The 24,500-nt window shown below is 47.9% G+C and carries 16 protein-coding genes; 11 read left to right on the top strand and 5 right to left on the bottom strand.

What is annotated here, in order from left to right; translation table 11 throughout:
• Positions 1-4 precede the first annotated feature (4 nt).
• From C9J03_RS21565 to C9J03_RS21530, 8 genes are all read left to right on the top strand, one after another.
• Positions 5-1,189, top strand: coding sequence for an amidohydrolase family protein (locus C9J03_RS21565; RefSeq protein WP_107291747.1), 1,185 nt, complete (start codon positions 5-7; stop codon positions 1,187-1,189).
• Positions 1,190-1,234: 45 nt separating this feature from the next.
• The gene (locus C9J03_RS21560; RefSeq protein WP_162845588.1) at positions 1,235-3,415 is read left to right on the top strand and encodes a YcaO-like family protein; all 2,181 of its coding nucleotides are present in this window, start codon (positions 1,235-1,237) and stop codon (positions 3,413-3,415) included.
• Between the two features lie 135 nt (positions 3,416-3,550).
• The gene (locus tag C9J03_RS21555) at positions 3,551-4,534 is read left to right on the top strand and encodes an FHA domain-containing protein (protein ID WP_044623216.1); all 984 of its coding nucleotides are present in this window, start codon (positions 3,551-3,553) and stop codon (positions 4,532-4,534) included.
• A gap of 284 nt (positions 4,535-4,818) precedes the next feature.
• The gene (locus C9J03_RS21550) at positions 4,819-5,427 is read left to right on the top strand and encodes an aspartyl/asparaginyl beta-hydroxylase domain-containing protein (RefSeq protein WP_044623217.1); all 609 of its coding nucleotides are present in this window, start codon (positions 4,819-4,821) and stop codon (positions 5,425-5,427) included.
• Entirely contained in the window at positions 5,424-6,665 is a 1,242-nt protein-coding gene (locus C9J03_RS21545) for an SAM-dependent methyltransferase (protein ID WP_044623218.1), read from the top strand. The genes C9J03_RS21550 and C9J03_RS21545 overlap by 4 nt, the downstream gene beginning before the upstream one ends.
• 20 nt (positions 6,666-6,685) lie before the next feature.
• On the top strand, positions 6,686-7,624 hold the full coding sequence (locus C9J03_RS21540) for a methionyl-tRNA formyltransferase (RefSeq protein ID WP_052829758.1): 939 nt from the start codon (positions 6,686-6,688) through the stop codon (positions 7,622-7,624).
• An 81-nt stretch (positions 7,625-7,705) separates the two neighbouring features.
• Positions 7,706-8,317: a phage tail protein gene (locus C9J03_RS21535; protein WP_044623219.1), complete on the top strand. Its 612-nt coding sequence runs from the start codon at positions 7,706-7,708 to the stop codon at positions 8,315-8,317.
• A gap of 664 nt (positions 8,318-8,981) precedes the next feature.
• Positions 8,982-15,677 carry an Ig-like domain-containing protein gene (locus tag C9J03_RS21530; protein ID WP_162845587.1) on the top strand — a complete coding sequence of 2,232 codons (6,696 nt, stop codon included), beginning with the start codon at positions 8,982-8,984 and terminating at the stop codon, positions 15,675-15,677.
• Positions 15,678-15,754: 77 nt separating this feature from the next.
• Here C9J03_RS21530 and C9J03_RS21525 read toward each other — a convergent pair whose 3' ends face one another.
• Entirely contained in the window at positions 15,755-17,233 is a 1,479-nt protein-coding gene (locus tag C9J03_RS21525) for a protein adenylyltransferase SelO (RefSeq protein WP_044623220.1), read from the bottom strand.
• A gap of 73 nt (positions 17,234-17,306) precedes the next feature.
• The gene (locus C9J03_RS21520; protein ID WP_039456824.1) at positions 17,307-18,665 is read right to left on the bottom strand and encodes a hypothetical protein; all 1,359 of its coding nucleotides are present in this window, start codon (positions 18,663-18,665) and stop codon (positions 17,307-17,309) included.
• Positions 18,666-18,949: 284 nt separating this feature from the next.
• Between C9J03_RS21520 and C9J03_RS21515 the strand changes: the two genes are divergently transcribed.
• Together C9J03_RS21515 and C9J03_RS21510 are read left to right on the top strand one after the other, a co-directional pair.
• A complete protein-coding gene (locus tag C9J03_RS21515; RefSeq protein WP_044623221.1) occupies positions 18,950-19,789 on the top strand; it encodes a CvfB family protein in 840 nt (279 codons plus the stop codon).
• 141 nt (positions 19,790-19,930) lie between these two features.
• Positions 19,931-21,547, top strand: a complete 1,617-nt coding sequence (locus tag C9J03_RS21510) for a peptide ABC transporter substrate-binding protein (protein WP_044623222.1) — start codon at positions 19,931-19,933, stop codon at positions 21,545-21,547.
• 57 nt (positions 21,548-21,604) lie between these two features.
• On the opposite strand, the gene C9J03_RS21505 is transcribed toward C9J03_RS21510, so the two are convergent.
• Together C9J03_RS21505 and C9J03_RS21500 are read right to left on the bottom strand one after the other, a co-directional pair.
• Positions 21,605-22,258 carry a MarC family protein gene (locus tag C9J03_RS21505; RefSeq protein ID WP_044623223.1) on the bottom strand — a complete coding sequence of 218 codons (654 nt, stop codon included), beginning with the start codon at positions 22,256-22,258 and terminating at the stop codon, positions 21,605-21,607.
• A 153-nt stretch (positions 22,259-22,411) separates the two neighbouring features.
• Positions 22,412-22,870, bottom strand: coding sequence for a CC0125/CC1285 family lipoprotein (locus C9J03_RS21500; protein WP_044623224.1), 459 nt, complete (start codon positions 22,868-22,870; stop codon positions 22,412-22,414).
• A gap of 293 nt (positions 22,871-23,163) precedes the next feature.
• On the opposite strand from C9J03_RS21500, the gene C9J03_RS21495 reads away from it, so the two are divergent.
• A complete protein-coding gene (locus C9J03_RS21495; RefSeq protein WP_044623225.1) occupies positions 23,164-23,709 on the top strand; it encodes an OmpA family protein in 546 nt (181 codons plus the stop codon).
• A gap of 33 nt (positions 23,710-23,742) precedes the next feature.
• On the opposite strand, the gene moeB is transcribed toward C9J03_RS21495, so the two are convergent.
• Entirely contained in the window at positions 23,743-24,489 is a 747-nt protein-coding gene (moeB, locus tag C9J03_RS21490; RefSeq protein WP_044623226.1) for a molybdopterin-synthase adenylyltransferase MoeB, read from the bottom strand.
• Between the last annotated feature and the right edge of the window lie 11 nt (positions 24,490-24,500).

The following is a 24,500-nucleotide window of genomic DNA, read 5'->3' as shown; positions in this document are numbered from 1 at the left end:
GTTTATGCAAAATAAAAGGATAATTGATTCTGATAGACATGTTATGGAGCCGCTGGATATGTGGCGCCAGTATGTTGATGATGCGGTGTTTGCCAGATACCCATTATCATTGGTGCATGATACAGAAGAGGCAATGCAGGAAAGAGTCAAACGGCTGGGATTTGCGGCTTCGAAGAAGCTTCCTCCGACATTTATGATTGGGGACAAAACGGTATTGTCCGGTTGGGGGGAGGCGCTTCAGCTTGCCTGTTTAGAGGTCAAAAATAGCGAGGCTGAGCGATTAAAAGCAATGTCACCAGATACTCAGCTGGCAAGTATGGACGAAGCCAATATTGCGGTTGCCAGTATTTTTCCGACCTTTGGCGGAATGATAGTTAACCATAACCACATACCTGCTGAAGTGTCGCTAGCTTATGCAGATGGCTACAATAGCTGGTTGAAACAATACTGCGACTACGATCCTGGCCGATTAAACGCCGTCGGCCTGATCAGCCGGCATGATCCAAATACCATGTTAGCGCAGCTGGACCGCATCATAGCGAACGGGTGGCGGTGTATTACGCTTCGACCGGAAGTGGTTGCTGGGCGTGCGCTCGGTCATCATGACTATGAAGCGTTTTGGCAGGCTTGTGAGTCGAACGGGGTGAGTATTGCGATACACGGCGGTACCCATGCGAATTTGCCTACCGCCGGTACAGAGCGGTTTGACTCTCACTTTGCGATGCATGCATGCTCTCACTCAATGGAAATTCAAATGGCCTTCCTATCTTTGCTGGACGCTGGCGTTTTAGAGCGGTACCCAACACTCAAGTTTGCTTTTCTTGAGGCTGGTGCATCCTGGCTGCCGCATTGGTTGTGGCGACTCGATAATATTTGTTATCCAGAATTTCCTTCACTGACCAAAGACACTATTACCATGCCGCCTTCCGAGTATTTCAAGCGGCAGTGCTGGGTATCCATTGAGCTTGGCGAGCCTTGTTTGCGGCAGGTTATCGATATCATTGGCCCGGATAAGCTGCTTTATGGTACGGACTATCCGCATCCCGATCACTTGCAGTTTACGACCAAGGATATCGCTGCACAGCTCGACGACTTGTCTGAGGCTGAATTACATAACCTGCTAGACAGTAACGCTAGCAATTTCTTTTCGCTGGATTCAAATCTGGCAAGCCACCAAGCTAGACGTTGATATAGCTAAGCGGAAGAGGCATTGAATATGGGGAGTTCGAGCGTATTGAAATGGCATCCGAGTTTAAACCATTATCTATTTGATAACGGTGATGTACTGTTGGTGTCATCGTCAGGGCAATGGTTTTTGCCGGCTTTGCATTTCCCCTTGATGCAGTTTATTGATGGCTCGAAATCGGCGGATGATATTTTGCGGGTTCGCGATGTTTACGATCCGCAAACTGCGGCGCTTTTTTATTTTCAGATAGAACAACTTACAGCGGAAAATCTTCTGCTTGATGGTGATACTGACGAGCAATATCAGCGGCCACGATTTGATACTGAGAAATGTGTCGATATCAAAAGTGCAGAGGTACATGGCTTTCCTGCTCATATGACGGTCTTCAATTTGTCGGCGTTTACCTTGCCTGAGCTATTTGATGGTAGTGAAGAATTCCAATTCTTTATGGCGGATATAGCGGTATATCAGTCTTGCGGGAAAAGGGCCCTTTTAACACTGGTATTCGTTGATGACTTGTTAGACCCGAGAATATCTGACCTGCCATTAAATACTGAGTTCATTGTGATTAAAGTCGGTGGAGAAAAGGTTTGGCTTACCCCAAAATTCGGTGCTGCTGAGTTTTCAGCATATCATCAGCTACAAGCACAACTGCTTGATAATCAACCGGTGAGGAAGTGGTTGATTAAGAAGTGGCCTGAGCGGTGTCATGGTTACTCGTTCAAAGTTGGCGCTCGTATAAATGCCGAGCAATGTCAGCAGTTAAGTGGGGTGCTGCTTAAGCAATTAAGAGCCGAAAGTTATCAGTTAGCAGTCTATGATATTGATACATCAGCTGCCGAATATCACGATGTTGTTTGTTCCTTGCAGCAACATGGCTGTTTATCCAAACGAGGACCAGTAAAGCTCGAAAGCTGTCTGGCGGTATATGCGGAAGATGGCGGTTCGAGAAGTATTAGTGCAGAGCAAACATTGGATAAGTTAAACCCCTTCATCAGTCCAATTACTGGGGTGGTTAGTCATCTTGAGCATTTTGAGAGTACACCTGATGCAGAGGTGGAGATTTATCGCACCAGTTTTTTTAAGTCGCCGCCGCAAAATACTCAGGAGCCGTTTGACCAAAATAGTTTTGTTCAGATTTGTCTGGGTAAAGGCGTCAGCCCTGTGCAATCACAGGTCAGCGCGGTGTGCGAGGCGATTGAAAGGGTGAACGCTCAGTTCAGAGGGAATGAGCCGTTGCTAAAATCTTGCCCCGATGATTTATCATTGCGGTATGTGCCTTTCCAATCTTTGACGCCATACAGTGAGCGACAATACCTGAGGTTTGCAGACCGAAACGATCCTGAGTCCAAGCGAAAGCAAGCAGTACAGCCATATCGTAATGAGGAAATCTATTGGTTTGAAACCTGGTCGTTGACCAAAGAAGAGCATGTATATGTTCCCCTGACGTGCTGTTTTACCAATATTGAAATCGAGAGCGAGCATACTGAACAGTTGGCGTTTGTCGATGAAAAATATGGTCGCTGGCATTCAAACGGGGCATCGGCCGGCAATACCCGTGAAGAGGCAATTTTACAAGGATTGTGTGAGCTGATCGAGCGAGATGCGGTATCAATATGGTGGTATAACCGTGTTACTCGACCGCCTTTTGAGCTAAATAAAATACCGCCAGAACTGCTTCAACCAATAGCAAACTCATTATCCAAACAGTATGAATTCTGGGTGCTTGATGTAACCAATGATACCGGGGTACCAGTGATGGTTGCCGTTGGCCAGCATAAGCAACATAAAGGGTTTATTTTTGGCTTCGGCTGCCATTTAAAACCCGAGTTGGCAGCCCAGCGTGCGCTGACTGAGTTGTGCCAGTTGATCCCCGTGCGTAATCAAAAAGGGGCGCCGTTTGACTTCGATGCGGTGGAAGAGGGGCCGTACTTATATCCTGCACCTGAGCGTCAAGCCGTTCAGCCGTGCTTGCTGTGCTCGGGGGATATGAAGGATGATATCTTATCCATTGTCGAGCAACTGCAGAGCCTTAACTACGAAACACTCGTTCTGGACTACAGTCGTGAGCCTGTTCCGCTTTATACCGTAAAAGTTTTTGTCCCTGGGCTCTGCCATATTTGGCCGCAACTGGCGAATGAGCGCTTGTACCAAGTGCCGGTAAAGCTGCACTGGCAAAACGCGTTGAAGGATGAAAGGAGTATTTGCCAGCAAGGCTTTTATGTCTAAGCCAACAAGAACAAACAGTGGGTGGCTTCGCTTGTAATGCCTGTGTAATAGGCAGCACGTTCTCATCACGCTAAAGTCTAGATATGACAAAGTTATATACCGGATAAAGCTATTCGCTAACAGCAAGGATTAACTATGGCTTATTTAACATCGGGAAATTCGCGTTATCCTCTTTATTTGAAAGCATTCCATCAATTTGGTCGACTAGCTACTGCTGTTGATACATTAGTCGACAACCCAGAGATATCTCGCATTCATGCGGTTATCGAATGGATTGATGGCATCTGGTATATACGGGATCTCAGTAAAAATGGCGTTTGGGTAAATGGCGATTCCATTTCACCGAATAAGCTTTATAAGCTAGCGGTGAAGGATAAAATTTGTTTTGCGAACAAAAAAAACATCACTTTTGTGGTCGAAAACCTTGATGAACCAAAAGATGTCTTAATCCCCCTTGAGTCAGAATCCAGTGCTGACTTGCCCAATGCAAAACCTATCTTGCTTGAACATTATCATTTTCTTCCTTCAGAAAATTCCCCTGAAGTGATCATATTTTATGATGTGGTGGAAAAGTGTTGGTATTGCGAAACTATCGCTGACTCAACGCCGACAAAACTTTATGATGGCGAGCTGCTTGAATTTTCTCACTCAATATGGAAATTAATCAAGGGGGCTGATGCTGCAGAAAAAGAAACCCTCATTTCAGATGGTAATGTGAGCAATGATATTTGTTATATATTCAACATTAGTCAAGATGAAGAACTTACGGAACTCACGCTCAAAAATAGTAGGGCAGATATTGATTGTGAGATAAGGAGCCATCATTATCTCACGGCGCTATTAGCGCGTTACAAAGGCCAAGATCAGAAAGCCAATATGCCCGAGCATTTACAGGGTTGGCGCACTATTGAGCAACTCACAAAGGATATCGGGTTGTCTGAAAACCATGTCAACATCCAAATACACCGAGCCAGGAAGCAATTGGCTGATAAGCTGCAATCAGAAGGAATCTCAGCTCCTCTATTGATTGAACGAAAACGAGGTAGAGTGCGATTTGCAGCAACTGATTTTAAAGTGTTTAAAGGGCATGAATTGGAAGTGGACTCGATGATTGCGTGACAGCTAGTGCTTTAAATAAATCAAAGTTTAATTTTGATAATAATTGCACAGTCATAGTGCCGTTTTATTGATGCAGTCATAAGCTGAATTAGCTCTGTAATAAACTGTAATAGAAAACGTTTGAATAATGGTTAATTATAAAAAGGTAAACATCATATAAGTAAATTTGACTGTTAGAGTTGGTTTTTCGGCATTGATATGCTCGTTAATATGGCGTGTGATCAGCGATTTATAATATTTACTTTTTTGATAATAAAGCCACCTTCTGTTTATTAGAGAATAATATGGATGTGATTTTCTCTCAACTAAGCGTTCCTGAAGAGTTGGATTTATCTAACTCGGAACAGTGGGATTTTACACAAGATAATAATGGCCGATGGCTTACTCATGTAAATAAAGCATGTTTTGAAGGGGAATGGCTTGTACTTCCGTTGAGAGGCTTTGTGAAACATGCTGGCCGTTCACCAATCTTACAGGCTTTTAATTTTGAGGAGTCAGCAGGCCCTGACGATTATGAAAATTATCCCATTTTAGATGGGCTACCCCATATCGCTCGTTTTTTACGGTTATTTCCTTGTACTGTTTTATCTGCCCGTTTGATGAAGCTGGGTCCGGGCTCAATTATTAAGCCACATTGTGATCATGGCCTAGTCCTGTCTGAGGGCCAAGCCCGTCTTCACTTTTGTCTGCAGACAGATCCTGGTGTGGAGTTCGTTGTAGGAGGGAAGTCGCTAAAGATTGGGGAACGTGAATTATGGTACATCAATGCGGCTGCAGAACATGCCGTTTATCACCGAGGTCATACGCCTCGTATTCACCTGGTTTTCGATTGCATTGTCAATGATTGGCTAATGGCACAACTTCAACCAAAGACGGAGCATGAAGAGAGATGAAAGCGCAACTACAGATGGCGAATCACCCAAAAGCCGAGCTCGATTTTGCGGATCCCGCCGTTGATAACCTGTTGAAGTTTTCCATTCGTCAGCAACTGGAGTCCCTGGCGCAGCAACAGTTATCCCAGGCCGAGCGCAAGCTGAAACTGCAGCAGAGCTTTACCCAAGCGATGACAGCGGTGTTGACTGACAGCGTGACCGTGCATGAGCAGTTAACTGCACTTTTTACCGATATGTACGATCAGGCCATGTTGTCAATGGCGCAGGCGGCTTTGACCGAGGATCTTCTTACCTGTCAATATGTCAGCGCAACAGGGCTGATTATGTCGCCACTCAATTGCAGCACCACCATCAAAGATGTTTACCGATTACGTGGATTCGTTCGTGGGTTAGATAAAGCGATCAGAGCCAAGCTCAGCAACAGGAAGCAAGTGCGTTTGCTCTATCCGGCTTGTGGCCCCTTTGCCCCACTTTTACTGCCATTGTTGCAGTATTACCAAGATGAAGGTGGGGTTGACAGTAGCCAGTTACAGGTCGTACTCGTTGATATCCAGCCTGGCGCGATTCAGTCATTGCGCCAATTGGTTAAAGATCTGGATGTATCGGACTATGTTGAAGCTATCGTCGAGGCAGATGCCACACAATATGAGCCTCAGGGCGCGATAGACATTCTGTTGCTTGAGGCGCTACAACACGGTTTTACCCAGGAGGGACAGCTAAGCATTGCCCGGCACCAGGCTCAGTTCTTGAGTCTTGATGGCATTATGGTGCCGCAGTCCATCTCTGTACAGGCCATCATGGTACACGGCGATACAGAATTTAACCAACAGTGGCAGTCTGCTGCCTATACCCATTCATCCAACTTAACTGCTCGTGAGCAGCGAGTTGAACTGGGTGAAATATTACATATCTCCAAGACTGCATTGTTGGCGATGCAACCCATTACGCTGGCCAATGATATTGAGGTCGTTCAGGCAGGCACGCTGGTGTTACCTGATGGCGTTATTGATATGCCAGAGCGAATTTTGGCGATCTATGCACGTATCTATACGTTTGGCGACGAAGTGGTTGATGAGTATGACTCCGGTATTACGCACCCCTTACCGGACATGACGTTTTACGTCGATGCCACGCCTTCGGTTCCCGATAACAAGTGTTTTGTTGCCCGAGGGGGAGAGCGAGTTGGCTTTTATTATCAGTTGTCGGGATTGCCTCGGTTTATTCCCGTCAAAGCCTAAGCGTGCAAAAGGATCAGAGTATGGAACGCTTAAACAAGGTCGTCGTTTTTACTACCAGTTGCGTCAGCATTCCCGTTATTCAGTTGCTCGCGAGTCAAAACAGGCTGGCGGGCGTGGTGACGTTATCACTAGAAGATCTCGGTGACTGCCGATTAGTCGGCGATTTGCCACAACTGCGCCAGCAACTGGTACAGGCAAATATTCCCCAGGTTGATCTGAACGATACTCGCTTGCTGGCCCAGTTCGACTACTGGCAAGCCAGCTCGGGGTTAGTCTTCGGATTTTCTCATAAAATCGATGCGCAGGTTTGTGACTACTTCGATGGTGAGATTTTTAATCTCCATGCGTCCGATCTGCCTGCTTACCGGGGGAGCAACCCCATCTATTGGCAATTGCGCAATAACCTTACCCAAACCCAACTGACTGTGCACCGCCTAACTCAGCAGATCGATAGCGGTGAGATAGGCTTGCAAGCGCCGCTAGCTATTCATCCTTTTGATAATCATCAGAGCCTCAGTCTACGTGTGATGCAAGCCGCCCCGCAGTTGGTGGCCGATTTTATCGCCGGCTACGAAGCTGGTGCCATTGAATGGCGGGCGCAACAAGGCGAGGTGTCGCTGGCTCCGAGAGTTAATGCTGATAATGCCCAGCTTAGTTGGTCCGAGCATACCGTGGCCGATTTTATCGGTGCGGCACGGGCCGGTAATCCCCATCATGGTGGCGTGGCGATTCGAGTCAATGGTGGCACGTTCAATGTCATGCAAATCACTGCCAACTCCCACCCAAGCTATGGCTGCGTTCCGGGTACCGTGTTGGCGGTTGATAAAGAAAAGGGGTTGATTGTGGCAGCCAAAGACGGCGCAGTGCGTCTGGATGTGATCGTCGCCCAATCGGGCTATTACAGCGGCTATCAGTTCGCCGTGTTTTACCAGCTAGATGCCGGGATGATTTTGGGGTAGGCGAATCAATATTCACCACCTTGCTGATAGTTCACAGTTATGTAGTCGTGACTATCTCCATTAATTGTAAGGAGAAAGTTCATGGAAACCTATATAGGAAGTATTCATACCGTTGGGTTCAACTTTGCCCCGAAAGGCAGTTCATTTTGTCAAGGACAATTGCTGCCAATTAATAACAATGAGGCGGTTTTTGCCTTGCTTGGAACCACGTTTGGTGGGGATGGTAGAACAACACTTGGCTTACCTGATTTACAGGGGCGTTCGCCTGTGGGTGTAGGGCAAGGAAAAGGTTTGTCAACAATAATGTGGGGCCAGAGCTATGGCTCTGAACTTACGACGCTGAGTTTAGACAATCTTCCTAAACATTCACATGTGGCTGCGTTTAACCCGTCTGGCGGTGGCGGTAGCGTTGAGGTGTCAGTGATGGCCTCTAAAAAAGCGGGCGATACGTCTGCTAAAGATAATGCTGTTTTAGCGAATGCGACCGAAGGTATGGGTTTACAAACAGCCTATGCCGCGAACCCTGCTGATGCTGATCTTGTTTCTCTTGGTGGCGTGCGCGTGCAGGGGAGCGGTGGCGGAACGGTGGCAGTTGGAAACACAGGTTCAAACCAAGCATTTGGAATTCGAAACCCGTATTTGGGGCTGTACCACATCATTTCCCTAGTGGGGGTATTTCCATCGCGCAACTAAGGAAGGGGTCTAGTTCATCATAGATAATTGTCGAGGATCACTATAAAGGGCTGAGCACCACAAGGATGTGGTAACTGGGGGAGAAATAGATATGGATGGTTTGTTTAGATTTAGTCCAAATAGCTTGAGAAATTGTTGGAGAGCTATAATTTTTTATAGTGCAACCTTGGGTTTAATATATTCTGGGCAAGTGAACAGTGCGATTGTGGTAAATGACACCAATGGCTGGGCGTTTAATATTTGGTCTTCTAGCCAGTACGGTTCGGAGTGGGGGCAGACGTTTGAAGCTCCTGCAACTGGTGTGGTTACCAAAGTAGAACTTGTTTCAAACCAATCATCTACATGTACAATTCAATTTTATGAATTTAGTGGTAGTAAAGGTGCGTCAATAGGTAGTGAAGAACAATGGAATTTCACTAATACGTTCATCACCAGTACAGAGCAGAATGGTTATAGTTTTAGTGAAATTTCCCTTACCGACTCTGTACCTGTTACTGAAGGGAATACTTATCTTTTTACGCTAATGCCCGCTGATTGTCATAGCATTAACTATTCGGATGGTAGCAAGTCAGCTAATTACGGAAACCCACCATTTTATCCTAATGGAAATCTGTATTTAGATGGTGCTGTTTTTCCCGATTATGACCTAACCTTCAGACTGACGGTGACACCCTCGTCGGCAGGTAACACAGCGCCAATCATTTCAGGGGCGCCGGCGACCTCGGTCAATCAGGATGCCAGCTACAGCTTCACGCCAGTGGCCAGCGATATCGACAACGATGACTTGACCTTCAGCATTGATAATCAACCGTCTTGGGCAAGCTTCAATACCGCCACCGGACAGCTGTTCGGCACACCGACCAATGACAATGTCGGCACCGCGGCGAACATCGTGATTCATGTCAGCGATGGCACGGAAACGGTCAGCTTGGCCGCGTTTAACCTGGAAGTGGTGAATGTTAATGATGCACCGACGATTTCGGGCATCCCGGCGACCAGTGTGCAGCAGGATGCCAGCTACAGCTTCACGCCAGTGGCCAGCGATATCGACAACGATGACCTGACCTTCAGCATTGATAATTTGCCGAGTTGGGCGAGCTTCAATACCGCCAGCGGGCAGTTGAGCGGCACGCCGACCAACGACGATGTCGGCACCACGTCGAACATCGTGATTCATGTCAGTGATGGGGTAGAGACGGATAGTCTTGGTCCATTCAGCCTAGAGGTGGTCAATGTCAATGATGCACCGACGATTTCGGGGACGCCGGCGATTTCGGTCAACCAGGATGCCAGCTACAGCTTCACCCCAGTGGCCAGCGACATCGACAACGATGACTTGACCTTCAGCATTGATAATTTGCCGAGTTGGGCGAGTTTTAATACCGCCAGCGGTTTGCTTTCCGGCACGCCAACCAATGATGATGTCGGGACTATATCGAACATCGTGATTCATGTCAGCGACGGAAACGAGACCGTGAGTCTGGCCGCGTTCAACCTGGAAGTGGTGAATGTTAACGACGCGCCGACCATTTCGGGTACCCCGGCGACCAGCGTCCAGCAGGATTCCAGTTACAGTTTCACGCCAGTAGCCAGTGATATCGACAACGATGATCTGACCTTCAGTATTGATAATTTGCCAACCTGGGCGATCTTTAATACCGCCAGCGGTGTGCTTTCCGGCACGCCATCCAACGGCGATGTCGGCACTACGTCGAACATCGTGATTCATGTCAGTGATGGAGTAGAGACGGATAGTCTTGGTCCATTCAGCCTAGAGGTGGTCAATGTCAATGATGCACCGACGATTTCGGGGACGCCGGCGACTTCGGTCAACCAGGGTGCCAGCTACAGCTTCACGCCAGTGGCGAGCGATATCGACAGCGATGCGCTGACCTTTGGTATCGACAATCTGCCGGCTTGGGCGAGCTTCAATACCGCCACCGGGCAGCTGTTCGGCACGCCGAGCAACGACGATGTCGGGACTACATCGAATATTGTGATTCATGTCAGTGACGGCAACGAGACTGCGAGTCTGACGGCGTTTAATCTTGAAGTGGTGAACGTCAACGATGCACCGACGATATCGGGCACCCCGGCGACCAGCGTGCAGCAGGATGCCAGTTACAGCTTCACGCCAGTGGCCAGCGATATCGACAACGATGACTTGACCTTCAGTATCGACAACCAGCCTTCGTGGGCGAGCTTTAATACCGCCAGCGGTTTGCTCAGCGGTACGCCGACTAACGGCGATGTCGGGACTACATCGAACATCGTGATTCATGTCAGTGATGGAGTAGAGACGGATAGTTTAGACCCATTTAGCCTCGAGGTGGTCAATGTCAATGATGCACCGACGATTTCGGGCACCCCGGCGACTTCGGTCAACCAGGATGCCAGTTACAGCTTCACGCCAGTGGCTAGCGATATTGACAACGATGACTTGACCTTCAGCATTGATAATTTGCCGAGTTGGGCGAGCTTTAATACCGCCAGCGGGCAGCTGAGCGGCACGCCGAGCAACGACGATGTCGGCACCACGTCGAACATCGTGATTCGTGTCAGCGACGGCAACGAGACTGCGAGTCTGGCGGCGTTCAATCTCGAGGTAGTCAATGTTAATGACGCGCCGACCATTTCGGGTACCCCGGCGACCTCGGTCAACCAGGACGCCAGCTACAGCTTCACGCCAGTGGCCAGCGATATCGACAATGATGACTTGACCTTCAGCATTGATAATCAACCGTCTTGGGCGAGCTTCAATACCGCCACCGGACAGCTGAGCGGCACGCCATCCAACGATGATGTCGGGACGACATCGAACATCGTGATTCATGTCAGTGATGGGGTAGAGACGGATAGTCTTGGTCCATTCAGCCTAGAGGTGGTCAACGTCAACGACGCGCCGACGATTTCGGGCACACCAGCGACCAGCGTCCAGCAGGATGCCAGTTACAGCTTCACGCCAGTGGCCAGTGATCTCGACAACGATGCGCTGACCTTCGGTATCGACAACCAGCCATCGTGGGCGAGCTTCAATACCGCGAGCGGGCAGTTGTTCGGCACGCCGAGCAACGACGATGTCGGCACCACGTCGAACATCGTGATTCATGTCAGTGACGGCACCGAGACAGTGAGCCTTGTGGCGTTCAACCTGGAAGTGGTGAATGTCAATGACGCGCCGGTTTCTGTTGATGACATTGCGGAGACAAATGAAGATGAGTCCGTACTGATTGACATTCTGAGCAATGATTACGATATCGATCAGAATCTGGTGGTATCCAGCGTTAGCATAGAAACTGCCCCAGAACATGGTACTGCTCAGTTTGATACTGGAACAGGAAAAGTGACCTACCAGCCTGAAAATGATTTCAATGGTACCGATATCTTCTCCTACAGAGTCAAAGATAGCGATTTAAGTCAATCTGAACTGGCAACGGTCACCATAACAGTCACACCTGTTAATGATGCACCGGTCGCTGCTGCATTTAACGAAAAAACGAAAGAGGACAACCCTTTAGATTTGGCGGTAAGGATTGCTGCTTCGGACTCTGAAGAGGGAACACCAGCAGGGGATATCGAAATAGTGGTTCATCCTGAGTACGGTGTGGCTACCGTAGTCGACGGCGCCAATATTCGTTATATGCCCAATGATGATTACTTTGGCCAAGATGAATTGATCTACCGCATCTACGATGAAGCAGGACTCGCATCGGAAAATGCAGAAATCAAGATTTTGGTAGGGGCAATTAACGACCGACCTGTTGCCAGAGATGATGAAGTTACGACATTCGAAGATGAGCCAGTTGATATCGCAATTTTGTCGAACGACAGTGATATCGAAGATGGTAGTGGCGAGACTGGGTTTGCATCTCAACAGATCACCCTCATTGACCAAGGCTCTTTGAATATAGGCTCAGTCTCAGTGCTCGCTGATGGAAAGCTAAGGTATGTACCTGATGCGGATGCTAATGGCACTGAATTGATCTCGTACTCTATTACTGACAGCGATGGCTATGAGTCGTTAGCCGCAACGGTGACTGTTACGATTACTTCTGTCAACGATTCACCTGTTGCTATCGATAACCAAGCTCAATTGCTCGAGGAGGGCACGCTAGAGATTAACGTCTTGGGCAATGACTACGATGTCGACGAGGGTGATCAGCTAGACGTTTCATCGGTAGAAATTGTGACAATGCCACAAGGCGGGACGGTCAGTGTAACGCCGACCGGCGCAATACGTTACCAGGCCATTGAGAATTTCTTCGGTGATGACTTATTTAGTTATCAGGTCAAGGACTTGACTGGTGACGTGTCTAACATTGCCATGGTGGACCTGACCGTTATGCCGGTCAATGATGTGCCGATTATCGTTGACGACACCATCACGGAAACATATACGGAGCAAAATCAGTTTGAACTCGATGTGCTAAGCAATGATGTCGATGTGGATGGTGACGAATTGAGCATTGTTGCGGCCCAGGCCAGCGTGGGAACAGTAACAATCGAGAATAACAAGCTTAATTTTGTTGCACCCGCAGGCTTTACCGGCAATGTTGAAATCAGCTATTTGGTTACTGATGAACACAGTGAGTTAGTCAGTGCGACGGTCAATTTAACCATCGAAGGAGATGTTCAGTTAGGAACACCTGTTATCAATGAACCCGATGACGTTGAGGTCAACGCAACAGGACTCTTTACTAAAGTTGATCTCGGTATTGCCTCAGCATTTGATTCTGTGGGTAACCCGCTAAGTGTTTCTTTGGTCGATAATCAGCTTTACTTCCCTCCTGGTAAGAATATTGCTTATTGGCAAACCAAAGATGCCCAAGGAAATACTGCGGAGGCAAGCCAGCGAGTCATGGTACACCCGTTAGTGTCTATCGAAAAAGACAGAGTGACAGCGGAAGGAAGTCGTCACCAGGTTAAGGTTCACTTAAATGGGGCCTCTCCGAGCTACCCTGTTGTCATCCCTTACACCATATCGGGAAGTGTGGATAACAAAGACCACGACCTGGAAGAAGGCAAAGTTGTTATTGAAGACGGTGTGGAAGGTTCGATCACGTTTTCGGTAGCTGCTGATGGTATCAGTGAAGGCGATGAAGAGTTGATTATCACCTTGGATCAAAGCGTGAATCTTGGTAGCAAGTCAGTGTTCCACCTGCTTATCAAAGAGGACAATATTCCACCTCAGCTAACAGCTACTGTGAGTCAGTCTGGTCAAAATCGTCAGTTGATCACCAACAGTGCCGATTTGGTCACCATCAGAACTACGGTTATTGACGCAAATGTTTTGGATAGCCACCAATATAGCTGGGATACGGATGAGCCTTTGATCATTAACCAAAGTGATAATGAAGAGGAGTTTGTGTTTTCACCCCAGTCGCTTTTGCCAGGGCATTATCGAATCAGCTTGACGGTGATGGATAATGCTTCTGTTCCGGCATTGGTGAAAAAGGACATTTATTTCGAGGTGGTCTCGCAATTGGCTTCGCTTGGCACTGAGGATAGTGATGGTGATTTGATGCCTGATAGCGAAGAGGGCTTTGCCGACAGCGATGATGATGGTATCCCTGATTACCTTGATGCAATCAATGAATGTAATGTCCTCCAAGAGCGTGCTCTCGAGTCGGATAGCTACCTGATCGAAGGGAACCCAGGGGTCTGCTTGCGTAAAGGTGTGAGTGTTGCCGCGAATGCATCGGGAGGAACGCAGTTATTTGATGACGAGGTTGAGCAGGAATTTGGAAGCGATACGGAAGCAACCAATATCGGTGGGGTGTTCGATTTCATCGCTTACGGACTACCGACGCCAGGTCAAACTTATCAGGTGGTCTTTCCTCAGCGTCTTCCTATTCCGGCCAATGCTGTTTACCGAAAATACTCGGAGGAGAATGGGTGGTTTGATTTTGTCATAGACAGTAATAACTACTTGTCGTCAACCGCGGGTGAGGCAGGGTATTGCCCGCCGCCAGGAAGTGAACTTTGGGTTGTTGGCCTTAAAGAGGGAGATTGGTGTGTTCAGCTCACGATAGAAGATGGTGGCCCGAATGATGATGATGGTACGGTAAACGGTAGCATTATGGATCCGGGCGGTGTAGCGGCAAAAGCCAGTGAAAACGTGCTTCCCGTCGCTGAGCCTGATACCGCGATAGTGGGTAAGAATGCTTCTGTCATGATTGATGTGTTAGCAAATGACAGTGACGTAGGCGGGGATACCCTCAGTATTGTCAATGCGTCGGTTAACTTCGGCCAGGCTGAGATCATTAATGGTCAACTCTATTATACGGCTGAAACGGGCTACCTCGGTGAGGCGTTGATTGCCTACAGTATTACAGATAGTCGAGGAGGGACTGCCACTGCGACGGCTACCGTCACGGTTGTTAACAGCCAGTCGCCGGTTGCGGTGGCAGATGATGCACAAGCTGTCACTCAGGAAACGGTGCTTATCGATGTTCTGGCAAATGACTACGATCCTGATAGCGATCAATTAGCAATACTCGCTGCTAGTGCGACGAATGGTAAGGTTGTGATTAATAGCAATCAAACCTTGAGTTATCAATCTGATGCCGGGTTTGAAGGGATAGATACCATCAGCTATCAAATTACAGATATGTTTGGTTTGACGTCGGTAGCTAACGTCAAGGTCACTGTCCGTAATGTCAGTTCAACCTACGTGAAAAATTCAGGAGGAGGCAGCATGGGTGGAGTAGGGATAATGATGCTGATGTTGTTAGCGCTTTGTAAGTGGGGGGCTTCCAAAAGCCGTTCATTGATACGCATGATACTGTTGTTTATGCTGCCTTTCAGTTTACAGGCTCAGGCTGGTTGGTATGTAGAGGCGGATATCGGCATGAGTAAAGCTCGAGATGATTTGGGTTCGACCCAAGCAGAGATCATCAATATCGAGGATGATGATCTTTACTGGGCTGTTGGGGTAGGTTATTCGATCACGCCTGATTGGGATGTAACGATTAGGTATATTGATCAGGGCAAAGCAGCGGCGACCTTAGCCGGAGGGCTTGGTCTGACAGACGCTGAGCATCAATCTGTATCTCGAATAACGCCTGTACTGGTGCAAGGTTTTGGTATCGATACTCGTTATGCATTCTGGCGGCAACATCAAGTATCACTTGCCGGAGTAGTGGGCGCCATGTTTTGGCAGGCAGATATAGAGAGCCTATATCAAGGAAAGGTAATTACCCATGATGACGACGGTGTGGATCCCTATTTAGGCTTAGAATTGAGTTATGCTTTCACTCCGCAGTGGCAAGTTAGCTTGGCTGTTAACCGTTATTTTATCGATGCCAATGACGTAGATTCGTTCAGTGTTAAGCTGAAGTACCAACTTCCCGGTTTCTGATATCATTAACAATTGAAAGTAGCTCATTCAGCAGTAAACAATGAAGCCATTTACGAGCTGTAAATGGCTTTTCTGTATCAAGAAGAGCAGCTGATTTCCAACTTTTTGCCCCATTCAGGTGGGCGTTTTGCAAAGGCATCGAATTCCGGGTGTTCATCAAAGGGATGTTGGAGGATGGCCAGTAGTTGCTCGATCATGGAAAAATCCCCTTTTTCTGCCAGCTCAATGGCTTGCTGGGCGAGGTAGTTCCTCAGGATAAACTTGGGGTTGGTTGATCTCATGAGATCGAGGCGATCTGCATCATCTAACGATTCTTTTTCCAGCCGAACTGAATATAAAGACAGCCAGGCAGCCAAAGGGGCGAGATCTTCAAACAGGGCCTGAAAGTGGTGACTTGCTGATAGGAGTTCGGCATGAGGGAGCGACGATAACGTGCGGAAGAACAGCGTGTAGTCAACGGCTTGGGATTTCAATAAATCAAACAAACCAGCAAATAGCGCGGTATCTTGTTCGAGTGTTGCTTTCAATCCCAGCTTATGGCGCATTTTCTTGCTGTAAGCTTTCTGCAATAGCGGCTGATAGTTCTGAAGGGCCTGATCAATGGCTTGTTTTTCCAACAGCGGGGTTAATGCATAGCCCAGAGCGGATAAATTCCACAAGGCGATCGTTGGTTGCTGGTTGAACGCATATCGGCCGGAGTAATCAGAGTGGTTACAAATATAGCCGGGCTCGTAGTCATCGAGAAAGCCGTATGGACCGTAATCGAACGTCAGGCCGAGTACCGACATATTGTCGGTATTCATCACCCCATGAGCAAATCCTACCGCTTGCCAGTCGGCTATCATTTCGGCGGTCAGTTGAACTATGTGGTTGAACATCTCCCGATACTGGCCGGTCTCATTATTATGGCGATTGATTTCAGGAAAGTGATGGCTGATTAGATAGTCGGCCAGTAGTTTTAATTCGGCATATTGCTGGGTATAAAAAAAGTACTCGAAATGACCGAACCTTAGGTGGCTGTCCGCCACCCGGATCAAGGTTGCTCCGCGCTCGACCGTTTCTCTAAATACTGGGGTGTTGCTCGAGAGCACCGCCAATGCATGGGTTGTTTTGATCCCCAACCCCGCCATTGCGGCGCTGGCCAGGTATTCACGGATGCTGGAGCGCAATACAGCCCGGCCATCCCCTTGGCGCGAGTAGGGGGTAAGGCCGGAGCCTTTCAGGTGTATATCCCACTTTTGCCCGGAAGATGTCAGTACTTCTCCCATTAGCAAGCCTCGTCCGTCACCCAGATCAGGGTTATATTGGCCAAATTGATGGCCGGTGTACTTCATGGCAAGAGGAGCCATCGCTGGGTGCTCATCGTTGCCGGTAAAGAGGTCAACAAAGTATTGGGTATGGGCTTGAGCCGGATCAAGCTCAAGCATTTGGCTAACGCGGTTGTTCACACTGACCAGGAAAGGATCATCAAGCGGCTGAGGTTTGATGAAGGTACCAAAACTTTTCGGTAGTGCGCTGTAGGTGTTGTTGAAGACGAGCTCGGACAGTTTTTTCATATAGGGATCATCTAAATGGCTTCCCTTTAAGCGTATCAACTGTCCGTGAGGTTACAACGGAGAGAGTGTAGGGTTATTCCCCGTTGTAGGTTTCAATCGGCTCGATATCGACAATTTTCGAGCGGTTCATAATCACTTTCCAGCGTTGGATCGAAATGGTCTTGTCATCAACTTTCTCCCGGGTGACAAGGTTGATCAAATGGCGCTTTTCTACCGACTCCTTAGAGACCTGGCCGTCTTTGAGCTGGTAGATTTTCTGCGAGCCTTTCTCCATCAGACGGGTAATAGTGCGGAGATCCAACATAATGGATTCACGGGTTTGCTCATAACCGGTCAGGAATTTGGTGGGTGACATCCGGGTCGTGCTCTTGTAATGCAGTACGGTTTCCTCGTGCTGGGAGACTTTGTGCTTGCGTACTTTTCGGATTTCCTTGTCGAGTTCCTTGAAGGCGCAGTATTCCATCCATTCAAGCTGGCGGCCAATCAATTGGTTTGAGTTGACGTCAAAGAATTGCTTGCGCCATTTCGGCTTGCCTTTACGCACCCAGCGCCAAAGCATGGTTTTCAAGTCATCCTTGAATACTTCACGGGCGGCATAGATGAAAGAGAGCACCAAAATGAAAGAGGCGGTAATATCGCCGAGTACCCCTCGTGCTTTGATGAGCATTAACGTTACGAAAATCATCACAAACCCTGCAGCAAAGCCAGTAACCACTTTGCGTGTGTTTTGGCCCAGCTCGGTGGTTTTTTCTTTCATGGTTACCGGGTACTCGATCAAACGGCGGAGCAGGCGCATCTTGTTAGACATCCGAGTCGGATCTTCCATGGCCTTGGACGAGTTGTAGTCATGCTTGCTACGATGTTCAGACTCTCTTTCACAGACTTCAAGCAGTAGCGATTTTATCTCACTGTAGTCACTGCTCCGTGGCAAGTGGGCGACTAGCTCGAGCAAGCGTTGTTCGGTAAACCATGACAGGTAGTTATCGACATTCTCGTAGTACTTGTGCAGTTTTTTGTCGGTGGGCACGTTACGGCGCAGACGCTTGAGGATCCGCATCGTGAGTTGGGCGATTTCTTCGACTTCATCCAGTGAGCGATCTTCTTTGTCATCAAGCAGCTGCTGGGTGGTTTTCTCAAGCGCCAAGGCGTATTGATACGCATAGAGGCTCAAGCTCAAACGGTACTGTTCGGTTGATAGCTTGCCTCGGCTGGCAAGGCGGCTGTGGACGAGGGGTAAATGGTTTACGTCACTGTAATAGGTACGTTTACCTTGGATAGCATTGTGGAAAAATTCATCCTCAGCAATGATATTGCTGTTTAATCCGAGTTCACCGGGAACGAAAATAAAGAGATCCAGTTGTCGATTGGTTGTTTCTGGGATGACGTGGGAAATTTTGAGTTTATGCCCGTCTTTTTTTTCAACTGTGATCACTCTACTACACTACCTCACATTAGCTTGGGGACTTTAATATAGCGTTAACTATCGGAATTAATATTAATTTTAGATGAATTAGTCAGTTAATAGCAGAGTTATTTGGAATTTGGCGCTTTATTAGAGTGAAAAATAAGCAAAAAATGAAAGATAGGTCAGGCGCATTGGGTTAACATCACGTATAATGCGCCGCCTGATGTTAAGATGAAGCTGTTGCGAAGCTTCGCATACTGGCGGCTGTGAGATGAGCAGGCCGTTTTATTTACCCAGAGAGTGTCGAAAGAATGATTAGAATTGGACAATACAACACATTAGAGGTCGTCAAGCTGGTTGATTTTGGCGTATTCCTTGATGGTGGTGAAGACTTTGGCAATATCCTACTGCCTAAAGCTTGTGTTCCTGCTGGCACTGAGCTGGGTGATAAGCTGGAAGTCTTTGTATATTTCGACTCTGAAGATGACATCATTGCAACGACCAAGCAGCCTTACGCGGTAGTGGGGGATTTTGCCTTGCTTCGTGTGGTCGGCATTTGTGGCGTGGGGGCATTCGTTGACTGGGGCCTGGAAAAAGATCTGCTTGTTCCTTTCAGTGAGCAACGCCGCCGCCTTGAAGTCGGCCAGGATATCATGGTGCGTGTTTACACGGATAAAGCATCAGGCCGTATTGTTGGTTCCACCAAGTTCAATCGTTTCTTGGATAAAACACCCGCTAAATACAAAGTTGGCGAAGAAGTCCAAGTACAAATCGCTGAAATTACCGATCTGGGTTACAAAGCGGTGATTGAAGACAAGCACTGGGGACTGCTGTTCAAAACAGAATCATTTGGCAAGCTGTTCCCGGGCAAAAAGCTGAAAGCTTACATTAAAGAAATCCGCCCAGACGGCAAGATCAACCTGTCGCTGCAAAAAGCAGGTAAGGCCAAGGTTGATGACTTGGCCGATAAAATTCTGACGACCCTTGAGCGCAAGGGTGGTTTTGTTCCGTTGAGCGACAAGTCGTCACCAGATGCAATCTTCAAAGAATTCCGTACCAGTAAAGCGACCTTCAAGAAGACTATCGGTGCCCTGTACAAAAAAGGCATTATTATTATTGAGCGTGATGGAATTCGCTTGAACGATAATTAACCAGTGTAAGGTTGCAAGACTGAATCAAAAGCCGGTGTTTATCACCGGCTTTTTTGTGAGCGGTAGCATATCACCTGAGTGAATATGTGTGTATGTTAAAAGCGGTTTAACCCTTTATTACAACCATCACAAGGATAGATTATGCAAGGAAGTAAGCTAACAGTGATCGCTGCTGCTGTCGCAATGCTAGCGGCAAGCCCAACTTGGGCGGCAGATGTCCCCGATAATGTGACATTAGCTAAAGTTCAGGAGATAGTTCGTGGCAATGGCGATGAAGTTCCGACGTTAGACCCTTCTTACTCTTCAGATACCTCCAGTGCCCGCGTTATTGCCGATATGTTCGAGGGGCTGGTGACCCAAAGTCCTGATGGCGAGATTATTCCTGCGCTGGCAACGCACTGGGAACAATCGGATGACGGTCGAGTGTTCACCTTCCACCTGCGCGATGGCATTAAGTGGTCAAACGGTGAGCCGATTGTTGCTGGTGACTTCGAGTACAGCTTCAAGCGGGTGGTGGATCCGAAAACCGGTGCCCCGTATGCGTGGTATTACAGTACTGCCCATATTCTTAATGCTGATAAAATCAACGAAGGCAAGCTTCCGGTGGAGCAGCTTGGTGTCAAAGCGCTTGATGACAAAACGTTGCAGGTCACCCTGGATAAGCCGGTCCCGTATTTCGTCAAAATGATGGTACACGAGTCGACATTCCCGGTTTACCGTCCCGCCATCGAAGCTCATGGCGATGCATGGACCAAGCCGGAGAACATTGTTACCAGCAGTGCCTACAAACTGGCCAACTGGACCTTGAATGAGCGCATTGTGCTGGAGCGCAACCCCCAATATTGGAACAACGACAAAACAGTCGTCAACAAGGTGACGTATTTACCAATTGCTGATATGACTGCGGAATATAACCGTTTCCGGACTGGGGAAATCCATATCACCTCGTCATTCCCTCTTGAGCAATATAATGCAATCAAAAAGCAGCGGCCGGAAGAGTTACTGACCATGCCATCGCTCGGCACTTACTACTACTTATTCAATGTCAGCAAAGCACCGTTTGATGATCCAAGGGTCCGCAAAGCTCTGGCCTATGCGATTGATCGTGACGTTGTCACCAAGGTGATCCTTGGCCAAGGGCAGGTCCCGGCTTATGGGGTGACCCCGCCATCGGTAGATGGCTTTGTACCGCCGAAATTGGCATGGGGGCAGCTAAGCCAGAAAGAGCGAAATCAGAAAGCGAAAGAGCTGCTGGCAGAGGCTGGTTTCGATAAATCGAATCCACTGTCCTTTGAGCTGGTATACAACACCTCAGAGTCGCACAAGAAACTGGCGATTGTGATGTCGTCGATGTGGAACAAGACCCTGGGTGCCAAGGTCAACTTGGCCAACCAAGAGTGGAAGACGTTTTTGCAGAAACTGGGTCAGAAAGACTTTACGGTAGCCCGTTATGCCTGGGTAGGGGATTACAACGAAGCCTCAACCTTCTTGTCTTATTTTGAAAGTACCGGAATGAACTACTCTCGCTGGTCGAGTGATGCCTATGACGAGGCAATGGCCAAAGCTATCCAATCGCCAAGCAATGACGAGCGTAACAAGTACTACCAGCAGGCGGAGCAGGTTTTCTCTGAAGAGATGCCAGCTATCCCGCTTTATCACTACACGCGTTCAGTGCTCAAGAGCACAAAAGTTGGCGGCTACTCGGCCACCAATGCAGCAGAAGCGCGATACAGTCGTGATTTGTACCTGATGCAGTAATGTTAGTTGTTCAGCTGAAAAGCCAATAGATACCAAGCCGGACTTTGTTCCGGCTTTTTATTTAGTAAGGTGATCGAACAGGGCGATGGCATCATGTATTCCCTGAATCCCCATTTGCATCCCGATGACTGTCAGGATTAACCCCATTAGCCGGGTGACGATACCTAATCCGTTAACCCCGAGCAAACTCACCAGCTTCTGGCCATAAATAAAGCAAATCAAGCTGATGAGGCACAACAGTGCAAAGGCAGAAATCGTGACGGCGATACTCAGAAAACCACCTGCCGCAGAATAGTTCATGGCGGTTGCGATGGTGCCTGGCCCTGCCAGTATGGGGAGAGCAAGCGGTGAAATCGCCACGTCCTGTCCTTCACTGCTGGTATTGTTTTGGCTATCTTCTTCTTGATGACTATGCATTGAAGAGCTACTGCCTTGCAGCATATGGTAACCAACCAGGAACACCAAGATGCCCCCTGAAATCCGAAGCGCGGGTAGAGTGATACCGAAAGCGTGGAAGATCCCTTTGCCTAGCAGGCTGAAAGCCGCCACGATGCAAAAAGCAGTCAATAGGGCTTTGAATGCTGTCGCTTTCTGTTGCTGGTGGGTTTGATCACTGGTTAAACCGATGAAGACAGCGGTGTTAGCGATCGGGTTCATAATGGCGAAGAAACCCATAAAGACGGTTACGCTAACAGTCAGTAAGTCGTGCATTAGACAGTCCTCTGAACTTGAGTTTAACTTGTTGTTTTAATGAAGCTTAGTTCTGATGTTGCCGAGGTAAAGAAAGTTGGTGCTAAATGAGAGGATTTTATCACTTCGGAGAAAAGCCGATGTTCCAACACCGGCTTAACTGTGGGAAGTAGATTAAGAGTTTACATCGACATTTTTTAAGATGAAGTCTGATTCATACACAGGCAGGTTACTGTCAGCTGGCTTTTCATTCATGCCAATGACTTCAACCATCACGGTAGTTTCTGAGATCGTGCTGCCAATACCGTAAAGGAAATCGTTGCTCGAGTAACCAAGCCCGGTTGAGCTACCGGTTTGGTCGCGGAAGTTCTGTTCGCCGCGAAGCGCAAAGTATGGATAGCCGGCACCCTGTGCGAGCTCTGCTGCTTTGTGAAGCAGGTAGTTTCGGGCCAGTGTGCGGTCAGTATTTTCGTTGCCGATAAAACTGATTTGCCAAGTATCCTGAGCAAGAGGAGTAACTTCGAAGCCTTTACCGAATGACCAGAAAGAGTCACGGTCGGTATCATAAGGGGTTGCACAGCCCGCAAGTAGCAATGCGCTCAAACCACATGCGATCAGTCCGATTTTTTTCATTATATACACCCTATAAAACACTGTTCATTAACGGGGTGATAGTAGCACTAATTTAATGCTATTTATTGCTTTTATGCGTAATCCATACAAACCCATACATTTTCTGAATGTGTCGTTAGAGGATATAAAGGCTGCGGCAAGATTGATTTGGTTTCGCTCGATAGACTATTTGACAATATGCAATTATTTCATTTGTTGGTGTGAAGTATTTCCACGTAAGTTGAATTTAGAAGTATTTTCGCTCTGAACCCTGATAAAGTTTGTTCGTGTCGTAAAGTAACTGGGAAGTTTTGATGCGAAATTGTAAAAGATATGGGTTGCTGCTGCTGTCTTTGCTTGTTTTTGGGTGTGCTCAATCTGACAAAGCAGGCATGCAGAGTGCGACTGAGGTGGATAAGTTCTTAGCAGCAAACTACGAACAAGCCTCCGTGGTGGTGATTGAGCGGTTCGGTGATGTTGAGCAAAAGGAGCGGCAAGTTATTATCACTTTAAAAGGGGATAATAGTTTTGCTTATAACAGTTCCAATGTGAAAACTGGAGGGCGAGTTGTGCTTGAGCAGCTTTCTCAGACTTTAAAGGAATTCCCTGAATCTAAAGTGTTTATTGGTGGCCATACCGATAGCATAGGCTCTGAAGAATATAACCGGATACTCTCTACACAAAGAGCAGAAGCGGTACATGCAATCCTAGTTGATAACGGGGTCGATGAGTCGCGATTAGGTTTGTTCGGTTTTGGTAAGGATTTCCCAATTGCGAATAATGATACTGAAGAGGGGCGGCAACTCAACCGCCGAATCGAGCTCCGGATAACGCCAAAGTTTGAAGCATTCACGCAATAGTAAAAAGGAAGCAAATGCTTCCTTTTTCATAGCTTAACCACAAACTTGACAACTCGGCTGCTTGCCGAGTTTCATTTCCCGCCAGCTCATGGTCATGGCATCGAGCATCAGGATTTTACCCGTCAGTGGCTGTCCCATATTAGCGGCGACTTTAATCGCTTCCATGGCTTGTACCGCGCCGACAATGCCAACTACCGGCGACATGATCCCGGCTTCTACGCACGTCAGGGCTTGCTGGCCAAATAGGGCGCTCAGGCACTGGTAGCAAGGCTCGTTATCCTGATAGGTATAAACACTGATCTGGCCTTCCATGCGGATAGCTGCACCGGAAATCAACGGAGTCTTGGTTTCGAAACACAATCGATTTAGCTGGTTTCGGGTATCCACATTATCACAACAATCGAGCACCATATCATGCTGCTTAATAAGCGCTTTTAGAGCTTCGTCATCAAGACGTTTTGCCACGGTTGCGATAACGGTATTCGGGTTGATCATCTGCAGAGCCCGCTTGGCAGAGTCGACTTTCAGCATGCCGACCGTGCTGTCGTTGTGCAAAACCTGTCGCTGGAGGTTGGACACTTCGACTTTATCGTCATCGATCAAGGTGAGCTTGCCAACGCCGGCGGCTGCAAGGTATTGGCTGGATGCACAACCCAATCCACCAGCACCAAGGATCAGCATCGAGGTGGCTTTGAGCGCTTCCTGGCCATCAAAATCAAATTGTCTAAGAATAATCTGGCGGTTATAGCGCAGCATCTCTGCATCGGTAAGTTCTACCACTATATATTCCT

This window comes from Photobacterium gaetbulicola, from assembly GCF_003025515.1.
In the GTDB taxonomy this organism is placed as follows: Bacteria; Pseudomonadota; Gammaproteobacteria; order Enterobacterales; family Vibrionaceae; genus Photobacterium; species Photobacterium gaetbulicola.
The sequence above is the reverse complement of the archived record's forward strand: the minus strand, read 5'-3'. Positions and strand labels throughout refer to the sequence as shown.

What these genes read in the sequence shown, in the direction of transcription:
- C9J03_RS21565 (WP_107291747.1), top strand. Translation starts at nt 5, where the DNA reads ATGCAAAATAAAAGGATAATTGATTCTGATAGACATGTTATGGAGCCG.
- C9J03_RS21555 (WP_044623216.1), top strand. Translation starts at nt 3,551, where the DNA reads ATGGCTTATTTAACATCGGGAAATTCGCGTTATCCTCTTTATTTGAAA.
- C9J03_RS21550 (WP_044623217.1), top strand. Translation starts at nt 4,819, where the DNA reads ATGGATGTGATTTTCTCTCAACTAAGCGTTCCTGAAGAGTTGGATTTA.
- C9J03_RS21545 (WP_044623218.1), top strand. Translation starts at nt 5,424, where the DNA reads ATGAAAGCGCAACTACAGATGGCGAATCACCCAAAAGCCGAGCTCGAT.
- C9J03_RS21540 (WP_052829758.1), top strand. Translation starts at nt 6,686, where the DNA reads ATGGAACGCTTAAACAAGGTCGTCGTTTTTACTACCAGTTGCGTCAGC.
- C9J03_RS21535 (WP_044623219.1), top strand. Translation starts at nt 7,706, where the DNA reads ATGGAAACCTATATAGGAAGTATTCATACCGTTGGGTTCAACTTTGCC.
- C9J03_RS21525 (WP_044623220.1), bottom strand. Translation starts at nt 17,233, where the DNA reads ATGAAAAAACTGTCCGAGCTCGTCTTCAACAACACCTACAGCGCACTA.
- C9J03_RS21515 (WP_044623221.1), top strand. Translation starts at nt 18,950, where the DNA reads ATGATTAGAATTGGACAATACAACACATTAGAGGTCGTCAAGCTGGTT.
- C9J03_RS21510 (WP_044623222.1), top strand. Translation starts at nt 19,931, where the DNA reads ATGCAAGGAAGTAAGCTAACAGTGATCGCTGCTGCTGTCGCAATGCTA.
- C9J03_RS21505 (WP_044623223.1), bottom strand. Translation starts at nt 22,258, where the DNA reads ATGCACGACTTACTGACTGTTAGCGTAACCGTCTTTATGGGTTTCTTC.
- C9J03_RS21500 (WP_044623224.1), bottom strand. Translation starts at nt 22,870, where the DNA reads ATGAAAAAAATCGGACTGATCGCATGTGGTTTGAGCGCATTGCTACTT.
- C9J03_RS21495 (WP_044623225.1), top strand. Translation starts at nt 23,164, where the DNA reads ATGCGAAATTGTAAAAGATATGGGTTGCTGCTGCTGTCTTTGCTTGTT.